This window comes from Cellulomonas sp. Root137 (assembly GCF_001426725.1).
Taxonomy (GTDB): Bacteria; Actinomycetota; Actinomycetes; order Actinomycetales; family Cellulomonadaceae; genus Cellulomonas.
Window position 1 is genome coordinate 460,551 of sequence record NZ_LMFG01000001.1, and the last position, 24,241, is coordinate 484,791.

The window sequence follows — 24,241 nt, forward strand, 5'->3', positions numbered from 1 at the left end:
TTCATACACACTTGTAGGATCACGGGTCAAGGAGGTGCCGTGGACGACGACGAGGCACGTGAGGCCGAGGAGGCCCGCCGCGAGGCCGAGCTGCTGCGACGCGACCGCGAGAAGGCCGAGCGGGCCGAGGCCAAGGCGGCCGAGCGCGCCAGGCGCGACCTCGAGAAGGCCGACCGGGACGCTCGCAAGGAGGTCGAGCGTCGCGAGCGCGACCGGCTGAAGGCGCTGCAGGACGCCGCCAAGGAGGAGGAGCGCCGGCGCAAGGAGCAGGAGCGCGCCGCTCAGCAGGCGGTCAAGGAGGCGGCCCGGCAGCTCCGGGAGGCCGAGAAGGCGCAGCGTGCCGCGGCCCTGGCCCAGCAGCAGGCCGCGCGCGAGGCGGAGAAGGCGCGCCGGCACGCCGTGCGCGTCGCCGGCTCCGAGGGCGCGCCGATGGACCTCCCACCCGGGATCGCCGTCCTGTGGCGCACACCGGCGCCCGGCCGACCCGGACCCCGGCCGGGCCTCACGCTCGAGCAGATCGCCGACGCCGGCATCGCGCTGGCCGACGCCGAGGGGATCGAGTCGGTCTCCATGGCCCGGCTCGCCGAGTCGCTCGGGTTCACCACGATGTCGCTCTACCGGTACGTCTCGTCCAAGGACGAGGTGCTCAGTCTGATGTCCGACCGGGCGTCGGGGCGGCCGCCCGTGCTCGGGCCCGAGGTGGGCGGCTGGCGGGAACGGCTCGAGCTGGTCCTCGCCGTCCAGCAGCCGATCCTGCGCGCGCACCCGTGGCTGGCGCGCGCGTCCGCGGTCCTGCACGCGGTCGGGCCCGGGCGGCTCGCCTGGATGGAGGCGATGCTCTCGGCGCTCGACGGCACCCCGCTGACGGAGCACCAGAAGGTGGGAGCCATCGGCCTGCTCGCCTCGCACACCCTGGACCAGCTGCGGATCGGCGAGGAGCTGAGCGGCGCCGGGCGCACCGCGGCCGTCGGCACCACCGCCGGGGGAGCCCTGCCGCCGGACCTGGGAGAGCTCATCACGATGCTCGCCTCCCCGGACGAGCACCCCACACTGCGCCGGGCAGCGAACGCGGGGGCCTTCTCCTTCCCGGAGGACGCGCCCGAGGACGACCAGCTGGACTTCGGCACCGTGCTCATCCTCGACGGGATCGAGAGGCTCATCGCCCTGGCCTCGTGAGCCGCCCACAGCCCCATCGCGTGCACAGGCGGCGCCCACTTGTCAGCCCCGCCGGGCAGACTCGACGCATGACCTCGCCCGACGTCCCGCTCACCGGCCGCTGCTTCGGCGACGGCACCCCGCTGTACGAGCAGTACCACGACGAGGAGTGGGGCAAGCCCGTCCACGACGAGCACGCCCTCTACGAACGGCTCGCCCTGGAGGGCTTCCAGTCGGGCCTCGCGTGGATCACGATCCTGCGCAAGAGGCCCGCGTTCCGCACGGCGTTCGCGGACTTCGACCCGGAGGTGGTCGCGGAGTTCGGTGACGAGGACGTGGCCCGCCTGATGGCCGACGCCGGCATCGTGCGCAACCGCGCCAAGATCGAGGCGACGATCGCCAACGGCCGCGCCCTGCGCGAGCTGCACGCGGCGGGACGCACGCTCGACGAGGTGCTCTGGTCGCACGCGCCCGACCGGACGGGGTACCAGCGCCCCGCCGGCTGGGCCGGGGTGCCCGCGCAGACGCCGGAGAGCCGCGCGCTGGCCAAGGAGCTGAAGTCGCTCGGGTTCCGGTTCGTCGGCCCGGTCACCGCCTACGCGGCGATGCAGGCGTGCGGGGTCGTCGACGACCACCTGGCCACGTGCCCGTCGGCGTGGGGCTCCGCCGGCACCGGAGCGCTCGCCGGGTGAGATTTGCTTCTGGCGGGTGATCGTGCGGGCCGCCCTCTCGGCACCGCGCGCCCTGCGGACTACAGTGCCGCCATGACGGAGATGCCCGACCCCGACGTTCGGCGTGATGCCGCGCGCGCGGCGGCCGAGGCGCTGACGGACAACGTCGTCCCCGACGCAGAGATCCTCGAGGCCGTCCAGGTCGGGCTGCTGTCCGTCCCGGCCGGCTCGCCGAACTCGTGGTTCGACGTCCCGTCCCAGCGCAGCCGCATGCGCTCCTCGAACCTGGTCCCGCGCCGCCCGCACTAGACGGCCGCCGAACCAGGCATGCTCCCGCGGACGGCGACGTCTCACGGGTCGATCACTGTTGCCCAGCATGTGATCTGCGGACTACCATCGCGCCTACCATCCAGAGCGGCCGAGAGACCTGGCTCGACGACGCCGCAGCAACCCCCCTCCTCGCGAGGGTGTGGGTGCTTCCGCCAGGGGCGATGGAGTGAGTCATGCCCCCACAGGACACGTGTCCCCGCACCACCGCGGTGCCGACGACCCGGCCGGTCGCGCCGTGAGCGCAGCCGTGGCTGAGCCCCGCACCCCCGGGCTGCACACCGCGACCGCCCGGCGGGCGCAGAACGCGAACGACCGCCCGACGATCTCGTTCGAGCTCTTCCCGCCCCGGAACCCCGATGCGGCTCCGCGCCTGTGGGCCACCATCCGCGAGCTCGAGTCGGTGCACCCCGACTTCGTCTCGGTCACCTACGGCGCCTCGGGCAAGACCCGGGTCACCACGCGCGCGCTGGTCCGCCGCCTCCTGCAGGAGACGTCGCTCAACCCGATCGCCCACCTGACCTGCGTCGGCACCTCGCGCGAGGAGATCACGACGATCGTCGGGGAGTTCCTCGACGAGGGCCTGCGGTCGTTCCTCGCCCTGCGGGGTGACCCGCCCACCGACCAGAGCGACTGGCAGGCACACCCGGACGGCCTGCAGACCGCGGGCGAGCTGGTCGAGCTCCTGCGCGAGATCGAGGCGCAGCGGTGCCTGGACAGCCCGTCGCAGGCGGTGCGGGCGCGCGTGCGACCCCTGTCCGTCGCGGTCGCGGCGTTCCCGCGGGGCAACCACGCCACGGGCGGCACACGCGCGCAGGACGTCGCGTCGCTGCTGGCCAAGCAGCAGGCGGGTGCGGACTTCGCGATCACGCAGGTGTTCTTCGACGCGGACGACTATCTCGGTATCGTCGCGGAGGCCCGTGAGGCCGGCGTGACCATCCCGATCATCCCGGGCATCATCCCGACCACCGACCCGGCCCGGCTGCTGCGCGTGCAGGAGCTGACCGGCGTCCCGGTACCGAAGGACCTGATCGACCTGCTCGGATCCGCCGACGACGAGCTCGACCGTCATCGGCGGGGCATCCGGGCCAGCGTCGACCTGGTCAACGGCGTCCTGGACGGCGGCGCACCCGGCGTCCACCTCTACACGTTCAACCAGCACCACGCCGCACTTGACCTGCTCGAGGGTGCACACCTCGACGGCGGAGCTCGGACAGCTCCCGACCTGGCCAGCTGGCCGCAGGACACGGCACCCGCCCGACCCCCGAGGGACTGAACCACATGACCGAGAACAGCCCGAAGTTTCCCGCCAGCTCCGTGCTCGGCTACCCCCGCATCGGCCCGCGCCGCGAGCTGAAGAAGGCCCTCGAGGCGTTCTGGGCCGGTCGCACGACGGCCGACGAGGTCGAGGCGACCGCCGCCGAGCTGCGCCGCCGCACCCGCACGCGGCTGGCCGAGCTCGGCCTGGCCACCGACGTGCCGGCGATCCCGAGCGCGTTCTCGTTCTACGACCAGGTGCTCGACGCCACCGCCGTGGTCGGTGCGGTGCCGGCCCGCTTCGCGGACGTCGTCGGCGCCGACGGCGCCCTCGACCTGGCCGGGTACTCGACCGTGGCGCGCGGCCGCGGCGACGACCTGCCGCTCGAGATGACCAAGTGGTTCGACACCAACTACCACTACCTGGTCCCCGAGATCGGCCCGGAGACCACCTTCCGCTACGCGAGCACCCGCCCGGTGCGCGAGTTCACCGAGGCCCTCGCGGACGGCGTCCTCACGCGTCCGGTCATCGTCGGCCCGGTCACGTACCTCGCGCTGGCCAAGGCCACCGAGGACGCCCCCGAGGGCTTCGCCCCGATCGACCGCCTGGCGGACCTGCTGCCGGTCTACGCCGAGCTGCTCAAGGACCTCGCCGCCGCGGGTGCCACCTGGGTGCAGCTGGAGGAGCCCGCGCTGGTCTCCGACTCCGTCGCCGTCCCGGCCGAGCAGCTGCTCGCGTCCGTCATCGAGGCGTACCGCGCCCTGGCCACCGAGCTGACCCGCCCGGAGCGCCCGGCCATCCTGGTCGCGGCCCCCTACGGCGACCTCGGCGCGGCGTTCCCGGTCCTCGCCGCCACGGACGTCGAGGCCATCGGCATCGACCTGGTCCGCGGCCACGCGCCGGCCGAGTCGGTCCCCGGCCTGTCCACCAAGACGCTGGTCGCCGGCGTGATCGACGGCCACAACATCTGGCGCGCGGACCTGGACGCCAAGCTGGCCGTCCTGGAGCAGCTCGAGGGCCTCGGCGCCGCCGCCGTCACGGTCGGCACGTCGACGTCCCTGTTCCACGTGCCGCACACGCTCACGGACGAGCCGAACCTCGACGAGACCCTGAAGACCTGGCTGGCGTTCGCCGACGAGAAGGTCGTCGAGGTCGTCACCCTGGCCGAGGGCCTGACCGAGGGCCGCGAGGCCATCCACGAGCAGCTGCTCACCGCCACGGACGCGGTCAACTCCCGCCGGACCGCGCCCGGCGTCGTCAACCCGGAGGTCCGCGACCGCGTCGCCGCCCTCGGCGAGAACGCGTTCAGCCGCGGCTCGTTCGACGAGCGCAAGGTCGCGCAGGCCGCCCGGCTCAACCTGCCCCCGCTGCCGACGACGTCCATCGGCTCGTTCCCGCAGACCACCGAGATCCGCACGGCACGCGCCGCGTTCGGCAAGGGCGAGCTGACGGAGGCGCAGTACGACGAGGAGATGAAGGCGGAGATCCGCCGCGTCGTCGAGCTGCAGGAGAAGATCGGCTTCGACGTGCTGGTGCACGGCGAACCCGAGCGCAACGACATGGTCCAGTACTTCGCGGAGAACCTCGACGGGTTCGCCGTGACGCAGAACGGCTGGGTCCAGTCCTACGGCTCGCGCTGCACGCGTCCGTCGATCCTGTGGGGCGACGTCTCGCGGCCGAAGCCGATCACGGTCGAGTGGTCGTCGTACACGCAGTCGCTCACGGAGAAGCCGGTCAAGGGCATGCTCACCGGCCCGGTCACCATCCTGGCCTGGTCGTTCGTCCGCGACGACCAGCCGCTCGGTGACACGGCCAACCAGGTGGGCCTGGCCCTGCGCGACGAGATCGCCGACCTCGAGGCCGCCGGCATCGCCGTGATCCAGGTCGACGAGCCCGCGCTGCGCGAGCTGCTGCCGCTGCGGGTCGAGGACCACGCCGCCTACCTCGACTGGTCGGTGCGCTCGTTCCGGCTGGCCACGGCCGGCGTCCGCCCCGACACGCAGATCCACACGCACCTGTGCTACTCGGAGTTCGGCGAGATCATCGGCGCGATCGACGGGCTCGACGCGGACGTGACCTCCATCGAGGCGGCCCGCTCGAAGATGGAGATCCTCGGCGACATCTCGGCGGCCGGCTACCCGCGGGGGATCGGCCCGGGCGTCTACGACATCCACTCGCCGCGCGTCCCCAGCGAGTCCGAGGTCGAGGAGCTGCTCACCGAGGCGGTCAAGGCCATCGCGGTCGACCAGCTCTGGGTCAACCCGGACTGCGGCCTGAAGACCCGTCGCTACGAGGAGGTCGCCCCGTCGCTGGAGCACATCCTCGCGGCCACGCGAGCGGTGCGCGCCACCCTCTGATCGACCCGACGGCCCCGGACACGAGCAGGTGTCCGGGGCCGTCGTGCGTCCTAGGGTCGGTCGGGTGACGATCTTCGACTCCGTCCCGCTCGACCAGCTGCGTCGCCGGACGAGCGTGAAGTGGCGGCACTACCCGCCGGACGTCCTGCCGCTGTTCGTCGCCGAGATGGACGTCCCCCAGCCGGAGCCCGTGATCCGGGCGGTCACCGACGCGCTGCGCTCGGGGGACACGGGCTACGCGGAGGGCACCGCGTACGCCGAGGCCTTCGCGGCGTTCGCCGCCGAGCGCTACGGCTGGGACGTGGACGTGCCGGCCACCCGGACGGTGCCGGACGTCATGCTCGGGATCGTCGAGGTCCTCGGGCTGCTCACCGGTCCCGGCGACGCCGTCGTCATCAACCCGCCGGTGTACCCGCCGTTCCGGGGCTTCGTCGAGCGCGCCGGCCGCAGGGTGGTCACGGCTCCGCTGTGCCCGGACGGACGGCTGGACCTGGCCGTGCTGGGGGAGGCGTTCGCGCACGCGCGTGCGCAGGGGCGGCGCGCGGCGTACCTGCTCTGCCACCCGCACAACCCGACGGGCACCCTGCACACGGCGGCCGAGCTGCGGTCGGTCGGCGAGCTCGCGGCCCGGCACGGCGTGCGGGTCGTCGCCGACGAGATCCACGCGCCCCTGATCCCCACCGCGGCGGACGGCTCGGCCCCGCAGTTCGTGCCGACGACGACGCAGATCCCCGACGCCATCGCCCTGCACTCGGCGTCGAAGGCGTTCAACCTGGCCGGTCTGCGGGCCGCCCTCGCGGTGCCGGGTCCCGCGGCGGCCGAGGACCTGGCCCGTCTCCCGGAGCTGGTCGGCCACGGCGTGATGCACCTGGGTGCCGTCGCGCAGATCGCGGCGCTCCGCGACTGCGGCCCGTGGTTGGACGAGGTCCTGCGCGGGCTCGGAGAGAACCAGCGGCTGCTCGCCGGTCTGCTCGCCGACACGCTGCCCGAGGCCGCTTGGGCGGTTCCCGAGGCCACCTACTTCGCGTGGCTGGACCTGCGCGCGGTGCCGGCGGTGCGCGCGGGTGCGGACCCCGCACGGCTCGCCCTGCAGCGCGGTCGGGTGGCCCTCAACCAGGGCCTCACGTTCGGCGTCGAGGGCACCGGCTTCGTCCGGCTGAACCTGGCCGCCTCGACCGCGACCCTCACCGAGGCCGTCAGCCGCACGGCTCTTGCCCTGGCGAACTGAGACCGATTCGTGACCAACCGCCACCCACCCGGGCTCATGTCCCCCCTGGGCACGTGCCGATCACTCCCACAGCAGGGCCGTACAACGACGTAATGGGAGATCGACATGGTGAAGTGCGACGAGTGCAGCGCCGCCGTGCAGGTGTGCGAGCGGTGTGACGGCGCCGGTCGCAAGCGCTGGTCGGGCGAGTGCAGCTACTGCCGCGGCACCGGCCAGACGTGCATGAAGAACGCCAACCACCGCTGGTGATCTAGCCAGCGCACCCGCCACCGGAGGGGGCAGGCACCACCGGCCTCAGCCGAGGCGGACGGTCAGGCTCGCCAGCCTGTCCACGATGCGCACGTCCGCGTCGAGCCAGGGCACGTCGTGCCACTGGTGCAGGGGGAGCCACCGCAGCTCGTCGTGCTCGACGAGAGGCTCCGCCGTGCCCTCGACCACCTCGGCCAGCCAGATGCGCATCACGTACTCGTCCGACAGGCGCCAGAGGCCGTCGTCGGGACCGACGAGCTCGTCGCCGAGGCCGATCCGCACGCCGAGCTCCTCGCGGATCTCGCGGTGCAGCGCGTCCTCGGGCGACTCGTCGCCGTCCACCTTGCCGCCGGGGAACTCCCAGCGGCCGGCCAGCCGCGCCGGCACAGCCCGGCGCGCGGCCAACAGCTCACGAGGGTCGTCCAGGTCGTCGACGATCGCGGCGGCCACGACGAGCACGGGTGAGGTCATGCGGTGAGTCTGCCAGGCCCGCGCAACGCGGGGCCGGCGAGAGTGGGACGGCCCGGTGTCTCGAGCCGTCGGAGCACGGTCAGCGGATGCCGTGCGCGATAGCCCAGGCGACGGCCTCCGCGCGCGTCGAGGCACCGATCTTGCGGTACACGCTGCGGACCTGCGACTTCACGGTGTTCCTCGTCACGAAGAGGCGCGTCGCGATCTCCTCCAGCGTGACGTCCTCGGCGAGCTCCGCCAGCACGACGCGCTCGCGACGCGTGAGTGCGTCGTTCGCGACACCGACAGTCCTGCTCGTCTCCAACATGCTCATGATGTCCTCCGGTGTGCTGCGTGGATCCGGGGGTTCCGGCTCACGCTCTGGGCTGCGTACCGGATGAGAGAGGGCTGGTCGTGAGCCATGACGCCACTTCCAGCAATCTCGTCATGCGCGGGTTCCCCCCCGCCATGCGCCCGATCGCGCGTGCCACCCACAATGAACGTCGACTGCTGAGTCAGATACGCCGAGCGCGTGAGCACCTGCGGGTTTTCACCCGAATGGCTGACGCGCGCGAACGCACGTGACACTGGTGCAACGGTGCAGCTGCCCGCTGGGTTCAGCCCGCGTTCTGAGCCGTGTACTCCTCGGACGTGAGCAGCGGCCCGGTCGAGGTGACCTCGACCTTGAGCAGCCAGCCCTGTCCGTAGGGGTCCGAGTTGACCACCGACGGGTCGTCGACGGCCGCCTGGTTCACCTCGACGACCGTGCCGGACACCGGCGAGTACAGCTCCGAGACCGACTTGGTGGACTCGATCTCGCCGACGACCGCGCCGGCGGTGATCTCCTCACCCACGGCAGGGAGCTCGAGGTAGACGATGTCGCCGAGCGCGTCCGCAGCGATCCCGGTGATGCCGACGGTCGCCGGGGCGCCGTCATCCAGCCATTCGTGCTCGACCGTGTAGTGCAGGTGGGTGGGCAGCTCCGCTGTCATGTGTCTGGCTCCTGTCGACTTCTCTAGGGCTTGGTCTACCGGGGTCGGCGGTAGAAGGGAAGAGCCACGACCCGGACGGGTTCGAAGCGTCCGCGCACGTCAACCGCCAGCTCCGTGCCCGGGGCACTCACCTCGGGGGTCACGTAGGCCATCGCCACCGGGTGGCCGAGGGTCGGCGAGGGCGCTCCCGAGGTGACGGTACCGACCGTCGGAGCGTCGGCGGCGGTGGAGTGCTTCACCGGGTAGCCGTGTCGGGCAGCCCGTCGGCCGAGGCCCTCGAGCCCCACCAGGACACGCGCCGGCTCCGACTGACCGCGGGCCTCGAGCGCGGCGCGGCCGACGAACGGGAGCGGGTTGCCGTCGGCGTCGACCTTGTCCAGCTTCACCACGCGGCCGAGCCCGGCGTCGTGGGGGGTGGTGGTCCGGTCGAGCTCGTTGCCGTACAGCGGCATGCCGGCCTCGAGGCGCAGGCTGTCGCGCGCGGACAGGCCGGCGGGGACCAGCCCGAACGGCTCTCCGGCCGCGAGGAACGCCTGCCACAGGGCGGGGGCCAGGGGCGCGTCGAGGAAGAACTCGAAGCCGTCCTCGCCGGTGTAGCCGGTGCGCGCGACCAGGACCGGCTCGCCCTGGAACGTCATCGGCATGGCGGCGTAGTACTTCAGCGTCTCGGCGTCGTGACCGGCCTCGGCGAGCCCCTCCGTCGCCCGCAGGATCTCCAGGGCGCGCGGGCCCTGCACGGCGATGAGAGCCGTCTGCGGGGAGAGGTCCTCGACGGTCACGTCGAAGCCTGCCGTGCGCTCGGCGAACGCGGCCAGGACGGTGTCGTGGTTGGACGCGTTGGCGACGACCAGGAACGTGTCCTCGGTGTCCCGGTAGACGATGAGGTCGTCGACGACGCCGCCGTCCTCCGCGCAGATCATGGTGTAGCGGGCACCCAGCAGCTTCAGCGTGGACAGGTTGCCGACGAGGGCGTGGTCGAGGAACCGGCCGGCGTCCGGCCCGGCCACCCCGATCTCGCCCATGTGCGACAGGTCGAACAGCCCGGCGGCCGTGCGGACCGCGGTGTGCTCGGCGATGTCGCTGGTGTAGCGCAGGGGCATCTGCCAGCCGGCGAAGCTGGTCAGGGCGGCGCCGAGGGCGACGTGCTCGGCGTGCAGGGGGCTCTCTACGTCCACGGTCTCGTCCTTCATTCGGCGTAGGCCTCGATGGGCGGGCAGGAGCACACGAGGTTCCGGTCGCCGTGTGCGCCGTCGATCCGGCGCACGGGCGGCCAGTACTTGCCCTCGCGCAGCGCGGCCACGGGGAACGCGGCGAGCTCACGGGGGTAGGCGTGGTCCCACACGTCGGCGGACAAGGCCGCGGCGGTGTGCGGCGCATTCCGCAGCGGGGAGTCGGCGAGCGGCCACCGACCGGCCTCGATGGCGTCGATCTCGCCCCGGATCGAGACCAGGGCGTCGACGAACCGGTCCAGCTCGGCCAGGTCCTCGCTCTCGGTCGGCTCCACCATGAGCGTGCCCGCCACCGGGAAGGACAGGGTCGGGGCGTGGAAGCCGTAGTCCATCAGGCGCTTGGCCACGTCCTCGGCGGTCACCCCCGTGTCCTTGGTGATGTCCCGCAGGTCGAGGATGCACTCGTGCGCGACGAGCCCGTTGGGGCCGGTGTAGAGCACGGGGAAGTGGCCCGACAGGCGTGTGGCCAGGTAGTTCGCAGCCAGGACGGCCGTCTCGGTGGCCGTCTTGAGGCCGTCGGGACCCATGAGCGCGACGTAGGCCCACGAGATCGGCAGGATGCCGGCCGATCCCCAGGGGGCGGCGCTGACCGGGGCGACAGTGTTCGTCGTGGCCGACGCGGGGGTCGGGTCGCCCGGCAGGAACGGGGCCAGGTGGGCCGCGACCGCGACCGGACCGACGCCGGGTCCGCCGCCGCCGTGCGGGATGCAGAAGGTCTTGTGCAGGTTGAGGTGGCTGACGTCGCCACCGAGCTCGCCCGGACGGGCCAGGCCGACGAGCGCGTTGAGGTTGGCGCCGTCGATGTAGACCTGACCGCCGGCCTCGTGCACGAGGTCGCAGACGGTGCGGACACCCTCCTCGTAGACGCCGTGCGTCGAGGGGTAGGTGATCATGATCGCCGCGACCTTCGGGCCGTGCTGCTCCAGCTTGGCGCGCAGGTCGTCCAGGTCGATCGAGCCGTCGTCGGCCGTGGCGACCACCACCACGCGCATGCCCGCGAGCGCCGCCGACGCCGCGTTGGTGCCGTGCGCAGACGCGGGGATCAGGCAGACGTCGCGCTGGTCGCCGCGGGACGCGTGGTACCCGTGGATGGCCAGCAGCCCGGCGAGCTCGCCCTGGCTGCCCGCGTTCGGCTGCACGGAGACGGCCGCGTAGCCGGTGATCTCCGCCAGCCAGTCCTGGAGCTCCGTGACCAGCTCCGCGTAGCCCTCGGTCTGGTCGGTGGGGGCGTACGGGTGGATGGTGGCGAACTCCGGCCAGGAGATCGGCTCCATCTCCGCGGTGGCGTTGAGCTTCATGGTGCACGAGCCCAGCGGGATCATCGTGCGGTCCAGAGCCAGGTCCTTGTCCGAGAGGCGGCGCAGGTAGCGCAGCATCGCGGTCTCGGAGCGGTGCAGGTGGAAGACGGGGTGCTGCAGGTAGGCGCTGGTGCGACGCAGCCCGGCGGGGAGGGCGTCGGAGCCGTCGGTGCCGAGGAACCCGAACGCGTACGTGCCCTCCTCGGCCTCCAGGGTGGTCACCCCGGCGGCCGCGAAGGCGAGCACGATCCGCAGCAGGTGGTCGTCGGTGGTGCGCTCGTCGCACGCGATCTGCACGTGGTCGTCGTCGGGCGCCCAGAGGTTGACCCCGGCCTCGGCGGCCTGCGCGACGACCGCGCGCGCCTTCCCGGGGACGACGGTGCGGACCGTGTCGAAGAACGTGGCGTGCTCGACCGTGACGCCGACCCCGTCGAGCAGCTCGGCCAGGCCCGCCGCCCGTGCGTGCACGCGCTCGCCGATCGCGCGCAGGCCGTCAGGCCCGTGGTAGACCGCGTACATCGACGCCACGATGGCCAGCAGCGCCTGGGCGGTGCAGATGTTGCTCGTCGCCTTCTCGCGGCGGATGTGCTGCTCACGCGTCTGCAGGGCCAGGCGGTAGGCGCGAGCGCCGTCGGCGTCGATGGAGACGCCCACGAGCCGGCCGGGCAGCATGCGCTCGAGACCGGTGCGCACGGCCATGAACGCGGCGTGCGGGCCGCCGCCGAACAGCGGGACGCCGAAGCGCTGGGCGGAGCCGACGGACACGTCGGCTCCGAGCTCGCCGGGTGAGGTGAGCAGGGTGAGCGCGAGCAGGTCCGCTGCGACGGTGACCAGGCCGCCGCGCGCCTTGGTGTCCTCGATGACCGGCCGGAGGTCGCGGACGCGGCCCGAGGCGCCGACCTGCTGGACGACGACGCCGATGAGGTCGCCCTCGATCTCGGGCAGTCCGTCGGAGAGGTCCGCGACGACGACCGGCAGGCCGATGGCCTCCGCGCGGCCGAGCGTGACGGCGAGCGACTGGCCGAACAGGTCGGCGTCGAGCACCACCGTGCCGGCCTTGCCGCGGGCCGCGCGCCACATGAGCGCGACCGCCTCGGCGACCGCGGTGGCCTCGTCGAGCAGCGACGCGTTGGCCAGGTCCAGACCGGTGAGGTCGGTGACCATCGTCTGGAAGTTGAGCAGCGCCTCCAGCCGGCCCTGCGAGATCTCCGGCTGGTACGGGGTGTACGCGGTGTACCAGGCGGGCGACTCGAGCACGTTCCGGCGGATGACCGCGGGGGTGATGGTGTCGGAGTAGCCCTGGCCGCTCATCTGCGTCATCACGCGGTTGCGGCCGGCGATGGTGCGCAGCGCGGCGAGCACGTCCTCCTCGGAACGCGCGGCGGGCAGGTCCAGCGCGCGGTCCGTGCGGATGCTCGCGGGGACGGCGGCGTCGACCAGCTCGTCGAGCGAGTGGTAGCCGACGACCGAGAGCATGTGCGCCGTCTCGCCGCCGCGGGGGCCGATGTGGCGGTCCGCGAACACCTCGGCGGCCGGCGTGTGCTCGATGCTGGTGAACGCGACGACGTCGTGGGACTCGTCGAGGTGGAGGGCAGGGACACCGTTCACGACGGCGTCGTGCAACTGGCTCAGATCGGTCACGGGCTGCTCCGCAGGGTCGTCCGGACGTGCCGGGACGGTGGGTGGGCTCCCCGCTCTGTCACCTGCACGCGCGTACGCACGTGCAAACCTGAGAGTTTTGCCGGTCCGCCTGTCGGGGCGCGCCGGCTTGCACCGTCGGTGGGACCTCGTCGGATGACCGAGTGGGTCCGCTTTCCAGAGTTGCCTCGCCGTGGCGGTACAGGGGCCTGAGAGATTCCCGGGGAGGGTTGCTCCTTCGGCGCCCCGCAACCTTCTGCGGGAGCTCTCCCGCCGCGGTTCGAGCAGCGTGTGAAGTTGTGTGGCCAGCGTACCGGGCGATGTCCAGGGGGCAGGCCGACCGTCCACGTGGTGGGGTCGCGTGCGTAGATTGGCCCGGTGCAGACGCCCACCTCACCCCTGGCTGCGGTGATCGTCGTGTCCGACCGGTCCGCCGCCGGCGAGCGCGAGGACCGGTCCGGTCCGGTGGCCGTGGACAAGCTGTTCACCGCCGGCTTCGCGGTGGACGGGGTGGCGGTGGTGCCCGACGGTGCTGAGTCCGTCGAGCGGGCGGTGCGGGCGGCCCTGCAGGGCGGTGCGCGGTTCGTCGTGACGTCCGGCGGGACCGGCGTCGGGCCCCGCGACCGGACCCCCGAGGGCACCCGGCCGGTGCTCGACCGCGAGCTGCCGGGTATCGCGGAGCTGCTCCGGCGCGAGGGTGCGACGACCGTGCCCACCGCCGTCCTCTCGCGCGGGATCGCCGGGGTCACCGAGGGCGGCGCACTCGTCGTGAACCTGCCGGGGTCGCCGTCCGGCGTGGCGGAGGGCCTCGACGTGCTGCTCCCGCTGGTCGACCACCTGCTCGACCAGCTCGTCGGAGGGGACCACTCGTGATCGCGCGCGTCGTCGACGAGCCCCTCGACCTGCAGTTCCACGTGGAACATGTGAGCGACCGGCGGGCCGGAGCGGTCGCGACGTTCGTCGGGCTGGTGCGCGATCACGACCCGTCGGTCGAGGGACGGGTGGTGGGGCTGGACTACACCGCGCACCCGACCGCCGAGGCCGTCCTGCAGCGGATCGCGCACGACGCGCTGACCGACGACGTGCTCGGCATCGCCGTCAGCCACCGCGTCGGGCACCTGGCGGTCGGGGAGGCAGCGATCGTGGCCGCCGTCGCCACCGCGCACCGCGCCGAGGCGTTCGAGGTGTGCCGCGCGCTCGTCGAGACCGTCAAGGCCGAGCTGCCGGTGTGGAAGCGTGAGGTCCTCGAGGACGGCTCGCACGTATGGGTGGGGATGTCATGACGGAGCAGCTGGTGGACCGGTTCGGGCGCGTGCACCGCGACCTGCGGATCTCGCTGACCGACCGCTGCTCGCTGCGCTGCACCTACTGCATGCCCGCCGAGGGCGTCCCGTGGCTCGCGCGCTCCACCATGCTGAGCACCGAGGAGATCGTGCACGTCGCGCGCGTCGGGGTCTCCCTGGGCATCACGGAGATCCGCCTGACCGGCGGCGAGCCGCTGCTGCGCGTGGACATCGTGGACGTCGTCCGTCGGCTCACTGCGCTGACCGGCCCGGCCGGCAGCCCCGAGGTGTCGCTGACGACGAACGCGCTGCGGCTGCCCGGTCTGGCCTCGGACCTCAAGGACGCCGGCCTGTCGCGCGTGAACATCAGCCTGGACACCCTCGACCGCGCCAAGTTCCTGTCGTTGACCCGCCGCGACAAGCTGGTGGAGACGCTCGCCGGGATCGCCGCCGCCGACGCCGCCGGGCTGCACCCCGTGAAGATCAACGCGGTGGCCATGCGCGGGGTGAACGACGACGAGGTGGTGGAGCTGACGAGGTTCGCCGTGGAGCGCGGCTACCAGATGCGGTTCATCGAGCAGATGCCGCTCGACGCCGGGCACACGTGGGACCGCGCGGAGATGGTGACACAGGCGGAGATCCTGGCGCGGCTGCGCGCGGAGTTCACGCTCGAGGAGGTGCCCGGTCGCGGTGCCGCCCCCGCAGAGCTGTGGACCGTCGACGGCGGACCCGCGACGGTCGGCGTGATCGCGTCGGTCACCGCACCCTTCTGCGGCGCGTGCGACCGGCTGCGCCTCACGGCCGACGGACAGCTGCGCGCGTGCCTGTTCTCGCAGACGGAGACCAACGTGCGGGACCTGCTGCGCGGCTCGGAGGAACCCCCCGCCCAGATCGGCGTCGGGCCTGGTCAGGCAGTGCGGATCGGCACCGACGCCCCTGTCCGGCCCGCTGCGACCCCGGCCGACGTCGACACCGCCTTGGCGGACGCGTACCGCCGCTGCCTGGCGGGCAAGAAGGCCGGGCACGACATCGACGACCCGAGCTTCCTGCAGCCGGACCGCCCGATGAGCGCGATCGGCGGCTGAGGCGCCCGCACGCTCGTCCGGCCGTCGTCGTCGCCGTCGCGCTCGCGTGAAGAGTTCGTCTCGTCTGGTGCAACGAAGTCTTCACGCGAGGGATCCCGGCCGCGCTCGAACGGCGCGCTGCGGTCAGCCGCCCGCGAACGGGGGGAGCACGTCGAGCGTGGCGCCGGCCGGAACCGGGTCGTCGGCCTCCACGCGAGTGCCGTCTGCGAGCAGCGAGCACCGGCCGAGCACGCGATCGAGCCCGGGACCGTGCGCGGCGACCATCGCGGCCCTGACCTGAGCGGCCGACCCCGCGGGCAGCTGCTCGGTGTCCACCCCCGCGGCCTCCGCGGCGGCGGCGAAGTAGCGGACCGTGATCACTGCTCGACGGTCCAGGCTCCGGCCTCCGCCTCGATCCGCGCCAGGATCGGCGCCGGGTCGGCACCCGCAGCCGCGAGACCCGCGATGAACATGGTGATCGGCACGGCCGGCCGGGCCACCTGGTGCGCGACGTCGGCGGCGACCCCGAGGAGCCGGTCCGTGTCCACGAGCGCGGGGTCCACGCCCAGCGCCGCGGTCAGGCTCTCGATCCAGGCGGGCAGGTCGGCGCCGGGTGCGCGGCGGGGGTCGTCGGTCATGGCTCGATCCTGTCACTGAGCGACGCGTCGAGTCGTTCGACGTCGGCCCAGGTGTCGGCATCGGCGGTCGCGCCGTGCTCGTCGGGGACGTCCACCAGCCGCAGTCCGCCGACCAGTCGGTGCATCGCGGCGCCGCGCACGTCGGGAAGCGCGTCGAGCGCGGACCGCAGCGCGGCCCGCCGGTAGACGGCCACCAGGTGCTGCGCACTACCCTCGGCACCGACCATCCGGGCGCCGTCCGCATCCTGCACGGCGGCCAGCAGCGCGGGCAGCACGCGTCCGGCGAAGGGCACGTCGCACGCGAGGACGACGACCAGCTCAGGCCCGTCGTCGGGCAGCCGGTCGAGCCCGGCGGCGAGGCCCGCGACCGGGCCACCGTCCGGGGGGTCCTCCAGCACGGTCACGATCCCCGGCCTCGCCAGCTGCGGGGGACCCACGACGACGACATGGGAGGCACCGGCGACCGCCGCGAGCGCGTGGTCGAGCAGGGCGACCCCGCCGACCTCGACCTCCGGTTTGCTGGCGCCGCCGAGCCGCCGCGCCCGCCCGCCGGCCAGCACGATCGCGTCGAAGGTCACGCCTCGCGCCGCCACTCGCCCGAGCGGCCGCCTGACTTCGCCTCCAGCTGCACGTCGGCGATGCGGACGGACTTGTCCAGGCCCTTGACCATGTCGACGACCGCGAGCGCCGCCACCGACACGGCCGTGAGGGCCTCCATCTCGACGCCCGTGCGGTCGGCCGTGCGGACGGTGGCGGTGATGGACACGCCCTCGTCGGTGATCTCGAGGTCGACCACCACGCCGTGCACCCCGATGACGTGCGCCAGCGGGAGCAGCTCGGGGGTGCGCTTGGCGGCGGCGATGCCGGCGATCCGGGCGACCGCGAGCACGTCGCCCTTCGGCACCGCGCCGTCGCGCAACGCCGCGATCACGGCGGGCCCGCACTGCACCCGGCCGCTGGCGGTGGCCGCCCGGACGGTCGGCTGCTTGGCGGTCACGTCGACCATCCGGGCGTGCCCGGCGGCGTCGAGGTGCGTGAACTGCTCGGTCATGGGCTCACCTTCAGGACGGTGACGCGGTCGCCGGCGACGACCGCGTCGATCTCGGCGGGGATGACGGCGAGCCCCTCGGCCAGGGCGAGGCGGGCGACCAGGTGCGAGCCGGAGCCGCGCGCGGTCGCGCGCACCACGCGGTCGGGGCCCACCCAGCGCACGGGCATGAGCTGCGCGCGTCCGGGCGGGGTGGTCCAGCCCTCGTCGGCCACCGCCTGGACCGTGGGTCGCTCGACCTCGGCCAGCCCGCGCATCCGCAGCAGCGCCGGGCGCACGAACATCTCGAACGACGCGAACGAGCTCACCGGGTTGCCCGGGAGCGTGTAGATCGGGGTGCCGCCGGGGAGCCGGCCCAGGCCCTGCGGCTTGCCGGGCTGGACGGCGACGGGCAGGAACTCGACGCCCGGCTCGTCGGCCAGCGCGGCCTTGACCACGTCGTACGCACCGACACTGACCCCGCCGGACGTGATGATCGCGTCCACCGACCCGTCGAGGTCCGCGAGCACCGACCGCAGGGCGTCGACGTCGTCGGGCACGGGACCGATCCGTACCGGCGTGCCACCGGCGTCCCGGACCGCGGACGCGAGCAGCCAGGAGTTCGAGTCGGGGAGCTGGCCGCGGCGCAGCGGGGTGCCCGGAGCCACGAGCTCGTCGCCGGTGGAGACGACCCCGACGCGCGGCCTGCGGTGCACCCGGACGGTGGCCCGGCCGAGCGAGGCGACGGCGGCGATCGCGGCGGGTCCGAGCAGGGTTCCGGCGGCCACGACGACGTCACCGGGCACGGCGTCCTCGCCCGCCCGGCGGATGTGGACCCCGGCCGCCGGCGCCTCGCGCACCCGCACGGTCGCGGTCCCGGCGTCGGTCAGCTCGACCGGCACGATCGTGTCCGCGCCCGCGGGGACCGGTGCACCCGTCATGATCCGCGCCGCGGTGCCGGGACCGACCACGGGCTCGTCGGCCGTGCCCGCGGGCAGGTCCGCCACCACCCGGAGGGTCGCCGGCAGCTCGACCACGTCCGCGTGGCGCACGCCGTAGCCGTCCATCGCGGAGTTGTCCCAGCGGGGCAGCGGCTCGTCGGTGCGCAGGTCGTCGGCGACCACGAGGCCGTCCGCGTCGTCGAGGAGCACCTCGACCGCGGGCAGGGGCGAGGCCAGCGCGAGGGCGGCCGCGCGGTGCTCGGTGAGGGAGCGCACAGTCAGCGCGCGTCCATCCAGGCCAGGATCCCGCCGTCGACGTTCGACGCGTCGAAGCCCGCTCCACGCAGGATCTGCGCGGCGGTCAGGGAGCGAGCGCCCACCTGGCAGTGCACGACGATCTCCTTGTCGTGCGGCAGGTCGGCCAGGGCGGTGCCATCGAACAGGGTGCCCAGCGGGACGAGGACGGCGCCGGGGATGGACGCCTGGGCGTGCTCGGCGGGCTCGCGGACATCGATGAGCAGGAAGTCGTCGGTGCCGGCCTCGCGGGCGGCCAGCCTCGCGACCAGCTCGGGGGCGGTGACGACGGGGACGTCGGACATGGCGGGCTCCTCGGATCTGGGGCGTGCGGTGGGGCGTGCGGCCAGGGGGATCTCGGTCCACCGGCCACGCAGCGCGTCGATGACGAGCACGCGGCCGAGCAGGCTCTCGCCGGTGCCGGTGATCAGCTTGACCACCTCGGTGGCCATGACGGAGCCGACCTGTCCGCAGAGCGCGCCGAGCACGCCGGCCTCCGCGCAGGACGGGACCTCGTCGGGCGCGGGCGGCGAGGGGAACAGGTCGCGCAGCTCCACGCCCGCCCGTCCCCAGAACACGGTGGTCTGGGCGTCGAACCGCAGCACGGAGCCCCACACCTCGGGCAGGCCGAGCCGGACGCACGCGTCGTTGACCAGGTAGCGGGTGGGGAAGTTGTCGGTCCCGTCGACGACCACGTCGTAGCCGCGCAGGATCTCGTCCACGTTGTCGCTGGTCAACCGCGTGCGGTGCGCCACCACGCGGATGTCCGGGTCGAGGGCGACCACGGAGTCGCGCGCGCTGTCGACCTTGGCACGGCCCACGTCGGCGGACCCGTGGATGACCTGGCGCTGCAGGTTGCTGACGTCGACCACGTCGTCGTCGACGATCCCGATCGTCCCGACGCCGGCCGCCGCGAGGTACTGCAGCACCGGGGCGCCCAGGCCACCGGCGCCCACGACGAGCACCCGGGCGTTGCGCAGCCGGCGCTGGCCGTCGACCCCGATCTCCGCGAGCAGCAGGTGGCGGGACCCGCGCTCGGTCTGCGCAGGGGTCAGGGGCGGACCCGGGGGGACCAGGGCGGACAGAGGCACGAGATCCAACCTACGTCGCGGCGGGCGGCTGGATGACCGTCGCCTCGGACCGGGCACCCGCAGCACGCGCCGCGGCCACGACCGCCTCGACGTCCACCAGCGGCCCCTCGACCAGCACGGGCTGGCCCTGCAGCGACGAGCCCGACCAGCTCACGGCCGCGTGCTTGGGCGGCCGGAAGTCGACTGTGCGGGGCAGGTGCACCACGGCCGCCGCCCGGACGCCCAGGTCCTCGGCCCGGCGCACCCGCACGCTGCGCACCGCGTCCAGCCGCTCGACGCTGCGGACCAGCACGCGCTGACGACGCTCGCTGGTGCGGAACGTGACGACCACCAGCCCGTCGTCACCGGCGACGTCCCCCGTGGCCAGCGACTCGAAGTTCACACCGCGCGTGGCGAACACGCCGGCGAGCGCCGCGATCGTGCCGGTGCGGTGGTCCGCCCGCACGAACGCCACCCAGCGGTCGTCGTCGTCGGAGATCATGCGCCGCCCCCCAGCCACGGCGCGTTCGCCGCGTCGATCCGGTCGGCCACGGCGGTCAGCCGGCGGACCTCGTCGGGCGCCGGCTCGTCCAGCAGCACCCGCGACCAGCCCTCCTGCCCGACCACCACCGGGACGCCGAGCACCCCGGTGCGGTCCAGCACCTCACCCGCGAGCGCCACCTGCCCGGCCACCACGATGTCCCGGCCGTCCAGGATGGTGTCGACCAGGTCGATCGTCGCGCTCGCGGTGCCGGCGGCGGTCTTGGCCCCGCTCTGGTGCGTCATCCACGGGCGGGCGACCACCCGCAGGTCCGGCGGCCAGCTGTCGATGAGCGCGAACGCCTCACCGATGTCCCGGGTGGCCCCGAGCTGCTCCTTGGCGGCCGCGATCTCCGCGCCGAACCCGTCGAGCGACCGCCCGCCGCGCAGCCGGGCCACCGCCCGCCGCCGCTCGTCCACGTCGAGCCCGCTGATCCGCACGGACGACCAGAGCGGCACCAGGTCGTCCCCGTGCTGCCCGGCGACGAACCCGGCCACGCGGTGGCGTCGGACCCCGAGCGACACCGCGATCTCCCGCCGGAACCGCAGGGTGTCCAGCCACGCGCCCATCCCGATCACGCGGTGCCGCTTGAGCGCGGAGGCCATGACCGCGACCCCGAGCTCGACGGGGTTGGAGACCACGACGACGACCTCCTGGCCCGAGCCGTACCGGGCCAGCGCGTCCGCGTAGGCCGTGAACGCGGCGAGGTTCTGCTCCGCGAGCTCCGCCCTGGTCATCGGGGCCCCCGCCGACGCCGGTGCGGTCGCGCCCGCGGCGACCACCACGACGTCCGCGACCACGTCCGCCGGGTCCAGGGCCACGTCGAGCAGCGGCGCGTGCTCGTCGTACGCGTCGATCAGGTCCGCGCGCAGCCCGTGCACCGCGCGGCCGGAGGCGCCGTCGAGCCGGCCGACCAGCTGCAGCCGCGAGCTCGTCGGCAGGATCCGCCGCTCCACCAGCTGCGTGCAGATCTGCCGTCCCACATCGCCCGTCGCACCGAGCACCGCCACGTCCATGGCCGCGACTGTAGGGGGCGCGTGTTACGCCAGGGTTCGCTGCCAGGCGACGATCCGGTCCACGGCCTGGCGCACCACGTCCACCGACGACGCGAACGACAGCCGCACCCAGTGGTGCCCGTCCACCGGGTCGAAGTCGGTGCCCGGCGTCAGGGCGACCCCCGCCTCGTCGAGCAGCCGCGCGCACCAGGTGATCGAGTCCAGGCCGCTCGCGGAGATGTCGCCGTACAGGTAGAACGCACCGTCGGCCGGGGCGATGCGCGCCCAGCCCAGCTCCGGCAGCCGGTCGAGCAGGTGTGCCCGTGCCGCGGCGTAGCGCTCGACGTTCTCCCGGGCGGCGGCGTAGCCGGCGGGGCTGAACGCGGCGACCCCGGCGTGCTGGGCCAGGGCCGGCGGGCAGAGGGCGACGTTGCCGGCCAGCGCGTCGACTGTCGTGATCAGGTCGTCCGGGAGCACCAGCCAGCCGAGGCGCCAGCCCGTCATGGCCCAGTACTTGGAGAACGAGTTCACGACGACGGCGCCGCGGTCCAGGTACCGGGCGGCGGTCGCGGTCGCCTCGGAGCCGTAGGTGATCCCGTGGTAGATCTCGTCGCTGATCAGCCGGACGCCGCTGCCGGCGCACCAGTCCGCGATCGCGGCCAGCTCGTCGGGGTCGATCATGGTGCCGGTCGGGTTGGCCGGGCTGGCGATCACGAGCCCCTCGACCGGCGGGTAAAGCGCCTCGAGCTGCGCGACCGTCGGTTGGTACCGGGTCTCCGGCCCGCACGGGATCACCACGACCTCGCACCCGAGGGCCGCGAGGATGTTCGCGTACGCGGGGTAGCCGGGGACCGCGAGCGCCACCCGGTCGCCGACGTCGAACGCCGCGAGGAACGCGAGCACGAAGCCGCCGGACGAGCCCGTGGTGACGGCGACCCGGCCGGGCGCCACGTCGACGTCGTACGTGTCGCGGTAGTGCTGCGCGATCGCCGCGCGCAGGGCTGGGGCACCCAGTGACTCGGTGTACCCGAGGTCGCCCGAGGTCAGCAGGTCGATCGCGCGCTGCCGCACGACCTCCGAGGCCCCCGTCGACGGCTCGCCCGCGCAGAGGTTCAGCACGTCCTCGCCCGCTGCCCGCCGCGCGTTGGCGGCGGCCAGGATCTCCATCACGGCGAAGGGCGGGACGTGGGCGCGAGCGGCAACCTTCATGGGCTCATCGTGGCGCACGGGCCCGGCATCGGCGCCGGACCCGTGCACCCGACGGTCAGCTGTTGTCGACGGTGTCCGCCCCGGCCGCGTCGGACTTGATGCGGTCGATGGCGTTCTGGGCCGACGCCTTCGCCGAGTAGCCCTCGCTCGATGCGAGGACGTTGCCGTTGGTGGCGACGATCCGGAACCGGAACTCGCCCGCCTTGTCCTTGTAGATCTCGAACTTCACGACAACCTCCGGGAGTTCTTCCGCGGGTGCCGCCGGCGTTCGTCGACGGCCCTGCCAGTCTGTCGTGCTGGACGGTCCACCGCCCGGTCTAGCCTTCATGTCGTGATCGTGGACTGCGCGCTCTACTCCGCCGGACGCCGGCGGCACCACATCGATGACCTGCGCCTGGCCCTCCAGGAGGCCGAGGCGGAGGACGGCTTCGTGTGGATCGGCCTGGTCGAGCCCACCGCCGAGGAGTTCGACCAGCTCGCCAAGGGCTTCGAGCTCCCGCAGCTGGCCATCGACGACGCCATCCGGGCCCACCAGCGGCCCAAGCTCGAGCAGTACGGCGGGGTCACGTTCGCGGTGGTCAAGCCCGTGCACTACGTCGACCACGTCGAGGTGGTCGAGGTCACCGAGCTCGCGATCTTCCTGGGCGAGCGGTTCGTCATCGTGGTCCGGCACGGGGACACGAGGATCCCGGCGCTCGTGCGGGCGGCTCTCGAGGCCGACCCCGAGATGCTGCAGCACGGCCCGCCCGCGGTGCTGCACGGGATCCTGGACAAGGCCGTCGACCAGTACCTCGACGTCACCGCGGCGATCGACGAGGACCTGGACCAGATCGAGGACCAGGTGTTCGGCGACGACCCGGGCAACGACCACGCCGAGCGGATCTACAAGCTCAAGCGCGAGGTGCAGCAGTTCCGCCGCGCGGTCGTGCCGCTGGTCCAGCCGCTGACCCGGCTGGCTGAGCAGCAGATGCCGTGCATCCCGGCCTACTCACGCCCGTACTTCCGGGACGTCCAGGACCACGCCCTGCGGGCCGCGGAGCTCATCGAGGCCGCGGACGCGCTGCTCACCGGCGTCCTGCAGGCCGACCTCGCGCAGGTGACCGTCGAGCAGAACCGCGTGACGGTACAGCAGAACTCCGACATGCGCAAGATCTCCGCGTGGGCGGCGATCGCCCTGGTACCCACCGCGATCGCCGGCCTGTACGGGATGAACTTCGACTACCTGCCGGCCTCGGACTGGGCGCTCGGGTTCTGGATCGTGCTGGCCGGTATCGGCGTCGTCTGCGTCGGACTGCACCGAGCCTTCCGGCGCAACCGCTGGCTGTAGCTACGCGGGCAGGGACGCCTCGATCAGCTCGACGATCTCGGGCGCGTCCGGAACGGTCTGCGGGCGGAACCGGTGCACCGACCCGTCCGGCGTGACGACGAACTTCTCGAAGTTCCACGTGACCCGGCCGGCCTTGCCCGACGCGTCCGGCGTCTTGGTCAGCTCGGAGTACAGCGGGTGCTGGTGCCGGCCGTTGACCTTGACCTTCTCGAACATCGGGAACGTCACGCCCCAGGTGGCCGAGCAGTACTCCGCGATGGCCTCCTCGGAGCCGAGCTCCTGGAGGAACTGGTTGCTCGGGAAGCCCAGCACGGTGAAGCCGCGGTCGCCGTAGGTCTTCTGCAGCTGCTCGAGCGTCTCGTACTGCGGGGCCAGCCCGCACCGGGACGCGACGTTCACCACCAGCTTCACCTTGTCCGCGTAGGCGCCGAACGTCGTGGGCTCGCCCTTGAGGGTGGTCAGCGGGATCTCGTCGAGGGACATGCCTCGGTCAACCATGGCGACTGACCTGCGCATTCCCCAGCGCCGCTCGAACATGGTCGACGATCCCGTCCGCCGCTGCCTCGATCTGCGCGAGGCAGTCCTCGAAGTCCTGCGCGCCGCCGTACCAAGGGTCGGCGACGTCGAGGTCGCCGGTCGCCGCCGGGTCGAACGAGCGGTAGAGCACCGGCTCGACGTCCAGCCGCCGCAGCGCCCGCGCGTGCGCGTTCGTCATGGCCAGCACCAGGTCGCGCTCGTCGCCCGGCCGCACCTGACGCGCCCGGTGGCCGTCGCCCGCGGGGTAGCCGTGGGCCTGCAGGACGGCCCGCGCGCGACGGTCCACGGGGTTGCCGTGCTCCTCGGCGCTGATGCCGGTGGAGTCGACGACCACCCGGTCGCCCAGGCCGGCGGCGGCGAACCGCTCGCGCAGGACCACCTCGGCCATCGGGGAGCGGCAGATGTTGCCGGTGCAGACGACCATGACGGAGTACGGGGTGGGCATCCCGCCATGATCGCCGCT

Annotated in this window: 28 protein-coding genes and 2 riboswitches; of the genes, 11 read left to right on the forward strand and 17 right to left on the reverse strand. The window is 73.3% G+C overall.

The genetic code is table 11. The features are described 5' to 3' along the window. The first annotated feature begins 39 nt into the window (after positions 1–39). The 7 genes from ASD18_RS02165 (at position 40) to ASD18_RS20935 (ending at position 7,245) form a co-directional block, all read left to right on the forward strand. Positions 40–1,176 carry a TetR/AcrR family transcriptional regulator gene (locus tag ASD18_RS02165; protein WP_056086047.1) on the forward strand — a complete coding sequence of 379 codons (1,137 nt, stop codon included), beginning with the start codon at positions 40–42 and terminating at the stop codon, positions 1,174–1,176. 68 nt (positions 1,177–1,244) lie between these two features. Continuing rightward, positions 1,245–1,847 (forward strand): DNA-3-methyladenine glycosylase I, encoded by a 603-nt coding sequence (locus ASD18_RS02170; RefSeq protein ID WP_056086052.1) that lies wholly within the window; start codon positions 1,245–1,247, stop codon positions 1,845–1,847. 72 nt (positions 1,848–1,919) lie between these two features. Beyond that, positions 1,920–2,135, forward strand: a complete 216-nt coding sequence (locus ASD18_RS02175; protein WP_056086056.1) for a hypothetical protein — start codon at positions 1,920–1,922, stop codon at positions 2,133–2,135. 93 nt (positions 2,136–2,228) lie between these two features. Next, positions 2,229–2,324: riboswitch (SAM riboswitch) on the forward strand. Between the two features lie 67 nt (positions 2,325–2,391). Continuing rightward, positions 2,392–3,429: a methylenetetrahydrofolate reductase gene (locus ASD18_RS02180; protein ID WP_156387854.1), complete on the forward strand. Its 1,038-nt coding sequence runs from the start codon at positions 2,392–2,394 to the stop codon at positions 3,427–3,429. A 5-nt stretch (positions 3,430–3,434) separates the two neighbouring features. Then, positions 3,435–5,768, forward strand: coding sequence for a 5-methyltetrahydropteroyltriglutamate--homocysteine S-methyltransferase (metE, locus tag ASD18_RS02185; RefSeq protein ID WP_056086059.1), 2,334 nt, complete (start codon positions 3,435–3,437; stop codon positions 5,766–5,768). A gap of 64 nt (positions 5,769–5,832) precedes the next feature. Then, positions 5,833–6,996: a MalY/PatB family protein gene (locus ASD18_RS02190; RefSeq protein ID WP_200938431.1), complete on the forward strand. Its 1,164-nt coding sequence runs from the start codon at positions 5,833–5,835 to the stop codon at positions 6,994–6,996. A 105-nt stretch (positions 6,997–7,101) separates the two neighbouring features. Then, a complete protein-coding gene (locus tag ASD18_RS20935) occupies positions 7,102–7,245 on the forward strand; it encodes a hypothetical protein (protein ID WP_156387855.1) in 144 nt (47 codons plus the stop codon). Positions 7,246–7,290: 45 nt separating this feature from the next. Here ASD18_RS20935 and ASD18_RS02195 read toward each other — a convergent pair whose 3' ends face one another. The 5 genes from ASD18_RS02195 to gcvP form a co-directional block, all read right to left on the reverse strand. After that, a complete protein-coding gene (locus ASD18_RS02195) occupies positions 7,291–7,716 on the reverse strand; it encodes a (deoxy)nucleoside triphosphate pyrophosphohydrolase (RefSeq protein ID WP_056086063.1) in 426 nt (141 codons plus the stop codon). A 79-nt stretch (positions 7,717–7,795) separates the two neighbouring features. Then, positions 7,796–8,029 (reverse strand): helix-turn-helix transcriptional regulator, encoded by a 234-nt coding sequence (locus ASD18_RS02200; RefSeq protein ID WP_056086066.1) that lies wholly within the window; start codon positions 8,027–8,029, stop codon positions 7,796–7,798. A gap of 283 nt (positions 8,030–8,312) precedes the next feature. Further along, positions 8,313–8,687, reverse strand: a complete 375-nt coding sequence (gene gcvH / locus ASD18_RS02205; RefSeq protein ID WP_056086070.1) for a glycine cleavage system protein GcvH — start codon at positions 8,685–8,687, stop codon at positions 8,313–8,315. Between the two features lie 35 nt (positions 8,688–8,722). Continuing rightward, positions 8,723–9,877, reverse strand: a complete 1,155-nt coding sequence (gene gcvT, locus ASD18_RS02210; protein ID WP_056086073.1) for a glycine cleavage system aminomethyltransferase GcvT — start codon at positions 9,875–9,877, stop codon at positions 8,723–8,725. Then, the gene (gcvP, locus tag ASD18_RS02215) at positions 9,874–12,762 is read right to left on the reverse strand and encodes an aminomethyl-transferring glycine dehydrogenase (protein ID WP_369817274.1); all 2,889 of its coding nucleotides are present in this window, start codon (positions 12,760–12,762) and stop codon (positions 9,874–9,876) included. The genes gcvT and gcvP overlap by 4 nt, the downstream gene beginning before the upstream one ends. 277 nt (positions 12,763–13,039) lie before the next feature. Next, positions 13,040–13,135: riboswitch (glycine riboswitch) on the reverse strand. 95 nt (positions 13,136–13,230) lie between these two features. Between gcvP and ASD18_RS02220 the strand changes: the two genes are divergently transcribed. The 3 genes from ASD18_RS02220 to moaA are packed head-to-tail and all read left to right on the forward strand — an operon-like array spanning position 13,231 to position 15,220. After that, complete coding sequence (locus ASD18_RS02220) at positions 13,231–13,725, forward strand: molybdenum cofactor biosynthesis protein B (RefSeq protein WP_056086075.1); 495 nt, start codon at positions 13,231–13,233, stop codon at positions 13,723–13,725. Next, positions 13,722–14,135, forward strand: a complete 414-nt coding sequence (locus tag ASD18_RS02225; RefSeq protein WP_056086078.1) for a molybdenum cofactor biosynthesis protein MoaE — start codon at positions 13,722–13,724, stop codon at positions 14,133–14,135. Before ASD18_RS02220 ends, ASD18_RS02225 begins: the two co-directional genes overlap by 4 nt. Continuing rightward, positions 14,132–15,220 (forward strand): GTP 3',8-cyclase MoaA, encoded by a 1,089-nt coding sequence (gene moaA / locus ASD18_RS02230; RefSeq protein ID WP_056086081.1) that lies wholly within the window; start codon positions 14,132–14,134, stop codon positions 15,218–15,220. Before ASD18_RS02225 ends, moaA begins: the two co-directional genes overlap by 4 nt. 123 nt (positions 15,221–15,343) lie before the next feature. Here the strand turns inward: moaA and ASD18_RS21240 are convergent, their stop codons facing one another. Genes ASD18_RS21240 through ASD18_RS21420 form a run of 10 tightly spaced genes read right to left on the reverse strand, consistent with a single transcriptional unit; the run spans position 15,344 to position 22,143 of the window. Next, positions 15,344–15,580 (reverse strand): MoaD/ThiS family protein, encoded by a 237-nt coding sequence (locus ASD18_RS21240; RefSeq protein WP_082573454.1) that lies wholly within the window; start codon positions 15,578–15,580, stop codon positions 15,344–15,346. Next, positions 15,577–15,837, reverse strand: a complete 261-nt coding sequence (locus ASD18_RS21245; protein WP_056086084.1) for a DUF6457 domain-containing protein — start codon at positions 15,835–15,837, stop codon at positions 15,577–15,579. The genes ASD18_RS21240 and ASD18_RS21245 overlap by 4 nt, the downstream gene beginning before the upstream one ends. Next, positions 15,834–16,415: a molybdenum cofactor guanylyltransferase gene (locus ASD18_RS02245; protein ID WP_056091377.1), complete on the reverse strand. Its 582-nt coding sequence runs from the start codon at positions 16,413–16,415 to the stop codon at positions 15,834–15,836. The genes ASD18_RS21245 and ASD18_RS02245 overlap by 4 nt, the downstream gene beginning before the upstream one ends. Then, positions 16,412–16,888 carry a cyclic pyranopterin monophosphate synthase MoaC gene (moaC, locus tag ASD18_RS02250; protein WP_056086087.1) on the reverse strand — a complete coding sequence of 159 codons (477 nt, stop codon included), beginning with the start codon at positions 16,886–16,888 and terminating at the stop codon, positions 16,412–16,414. The genes ASD18_RS02245 and moaC overlap by 4 nt, the downstream gene beginning before the upstream one ends. Beyond that, the gene (glp, locus tag ASD18_RS02255; RefSeq protein WP_056086090.1) at positions 16,885–18,081 is read right to left on the reverse strand and encodes a gephyrin-like molybdotransferase Glp; all 1,197 of its coding nucleotides are present in this window, start codon (positions 18,079–18,081) and stop codon (positions 16,885–16,887) included. The genes moaC and glp overlap by 4 nt, the downstream gene beginning before the upstream one ends. A 2-nt stretch (positions 18,082–18,083) precedes the next feature. Further along, positions 18,084–19,190 (reverse strand): molybdopterin-synthase adenylyltransferase MoeB, encoded by a 1,107-nt coding sequence (gene moeB, locus ASD18_RS02260; protein WP_056091380.1) that lies wholly within the window; start codon positions 19,188–19,190, stop codon positions 18,084–18,086. A 10-nt stretch (positions 19,191–19,200) separates the two neighbouring features. Then, positions 19,201–19,671 carry a hypothetical protein gene (locus ASD18_RS02265; protein ID WP_056086094.1) on the reverse strand — a complete coding sequence of 157 codons (471 nt, stop codon included), beginning with the start codon at positions 19,669–19,671 and terminating at the stop codon, positions 19,201–19,203. Then, the gene (locus tag ASD18_RS02270; RefSeq protein ID WP_056086096.1) at positions 19,668–20,726 is read right to left on the reverse strand and encodes a lactate dehydrogenase; all 1,059 of its coding nucleotides are present in this window, start codon (positions 20,724–20,726) and stop codon (positions 19,668–19,670) included. Before ASD18_RS02270 ends, ASD18_RS02265 begins: the two co-directional genes overlap by 4 nt. Positions 20,727–20,750: 24 nt before the next feature. After that, positions 20,751–21,914, reverse strand: coding sequence for a pyridoxal phosphate-dependent aminotransferase (locus ASD18_RS02275; protein WP_056086099.1), 1,164 nt, complete (start codon positions 21,912–21,914; stop codon positions 20,751–20,753). A 55-nt stretch (positions 21,915–21,969) separates the two neighbouring features. After that, a complete protein-coding gene (locus tag ASD18_RS21420) occupies positions 21,970–22,143 on the reverse strand; it encodes a DUF1508 domain-containing protein (protein ID WP_082610719.1) in 174 nt (57 codons plus the stop codon). Positions 22,144–22,245: 102 nt separating this feature from the next. On the opposite strand from ASD18_RS21420, the gene ASD18_RS02280 reads away from it, so the two are divergent. After that, positions 22,246–23,241, forward strand: a complete 996-nt coding sequence (locus tag ASD18_RS02280; RefSeq protein ID WP_082573457.1) for a magnesium and cobalt transport protein CorA — start codon at positions 22,246–22,248, stop codon at positions 23,239–23,241. Here the strand turns inward: ASD18_RS02280 and ASD18_RS02285 are convergent, their stop codons facing one another. Together ASD18_RS02285 and ASD18_RS02290 are read right to left on the reverse strand one after the other, a co-directional pair. Continuing rightward, complete coding sequence (locus ASD18_RS02285; RefSeq protein ID WP_056086102.1) at positions 23,242–23,724, reverse strand: glutathione peroxidase; 483 nt, start codon at positions 23,722–23,724, stop codon at positions 23,242–23,244. 7 nt (positions 23,725–23,731) lie between these two features. Continuing rightward, on the reverse strand, positions 23,732–24,223 hold the full coding sequence (locus tag ASD18_RS02290; RefSeq protein ID WP_056086105.1) for a low molecular weight protein-tyrosine-phosphatase: 492 nt from the start codon (positions 24,221–24,223) through the stop codon (positions 23,732–23,734). Positions 24,224–24,241: the final 18 nt, after the last annotated feature.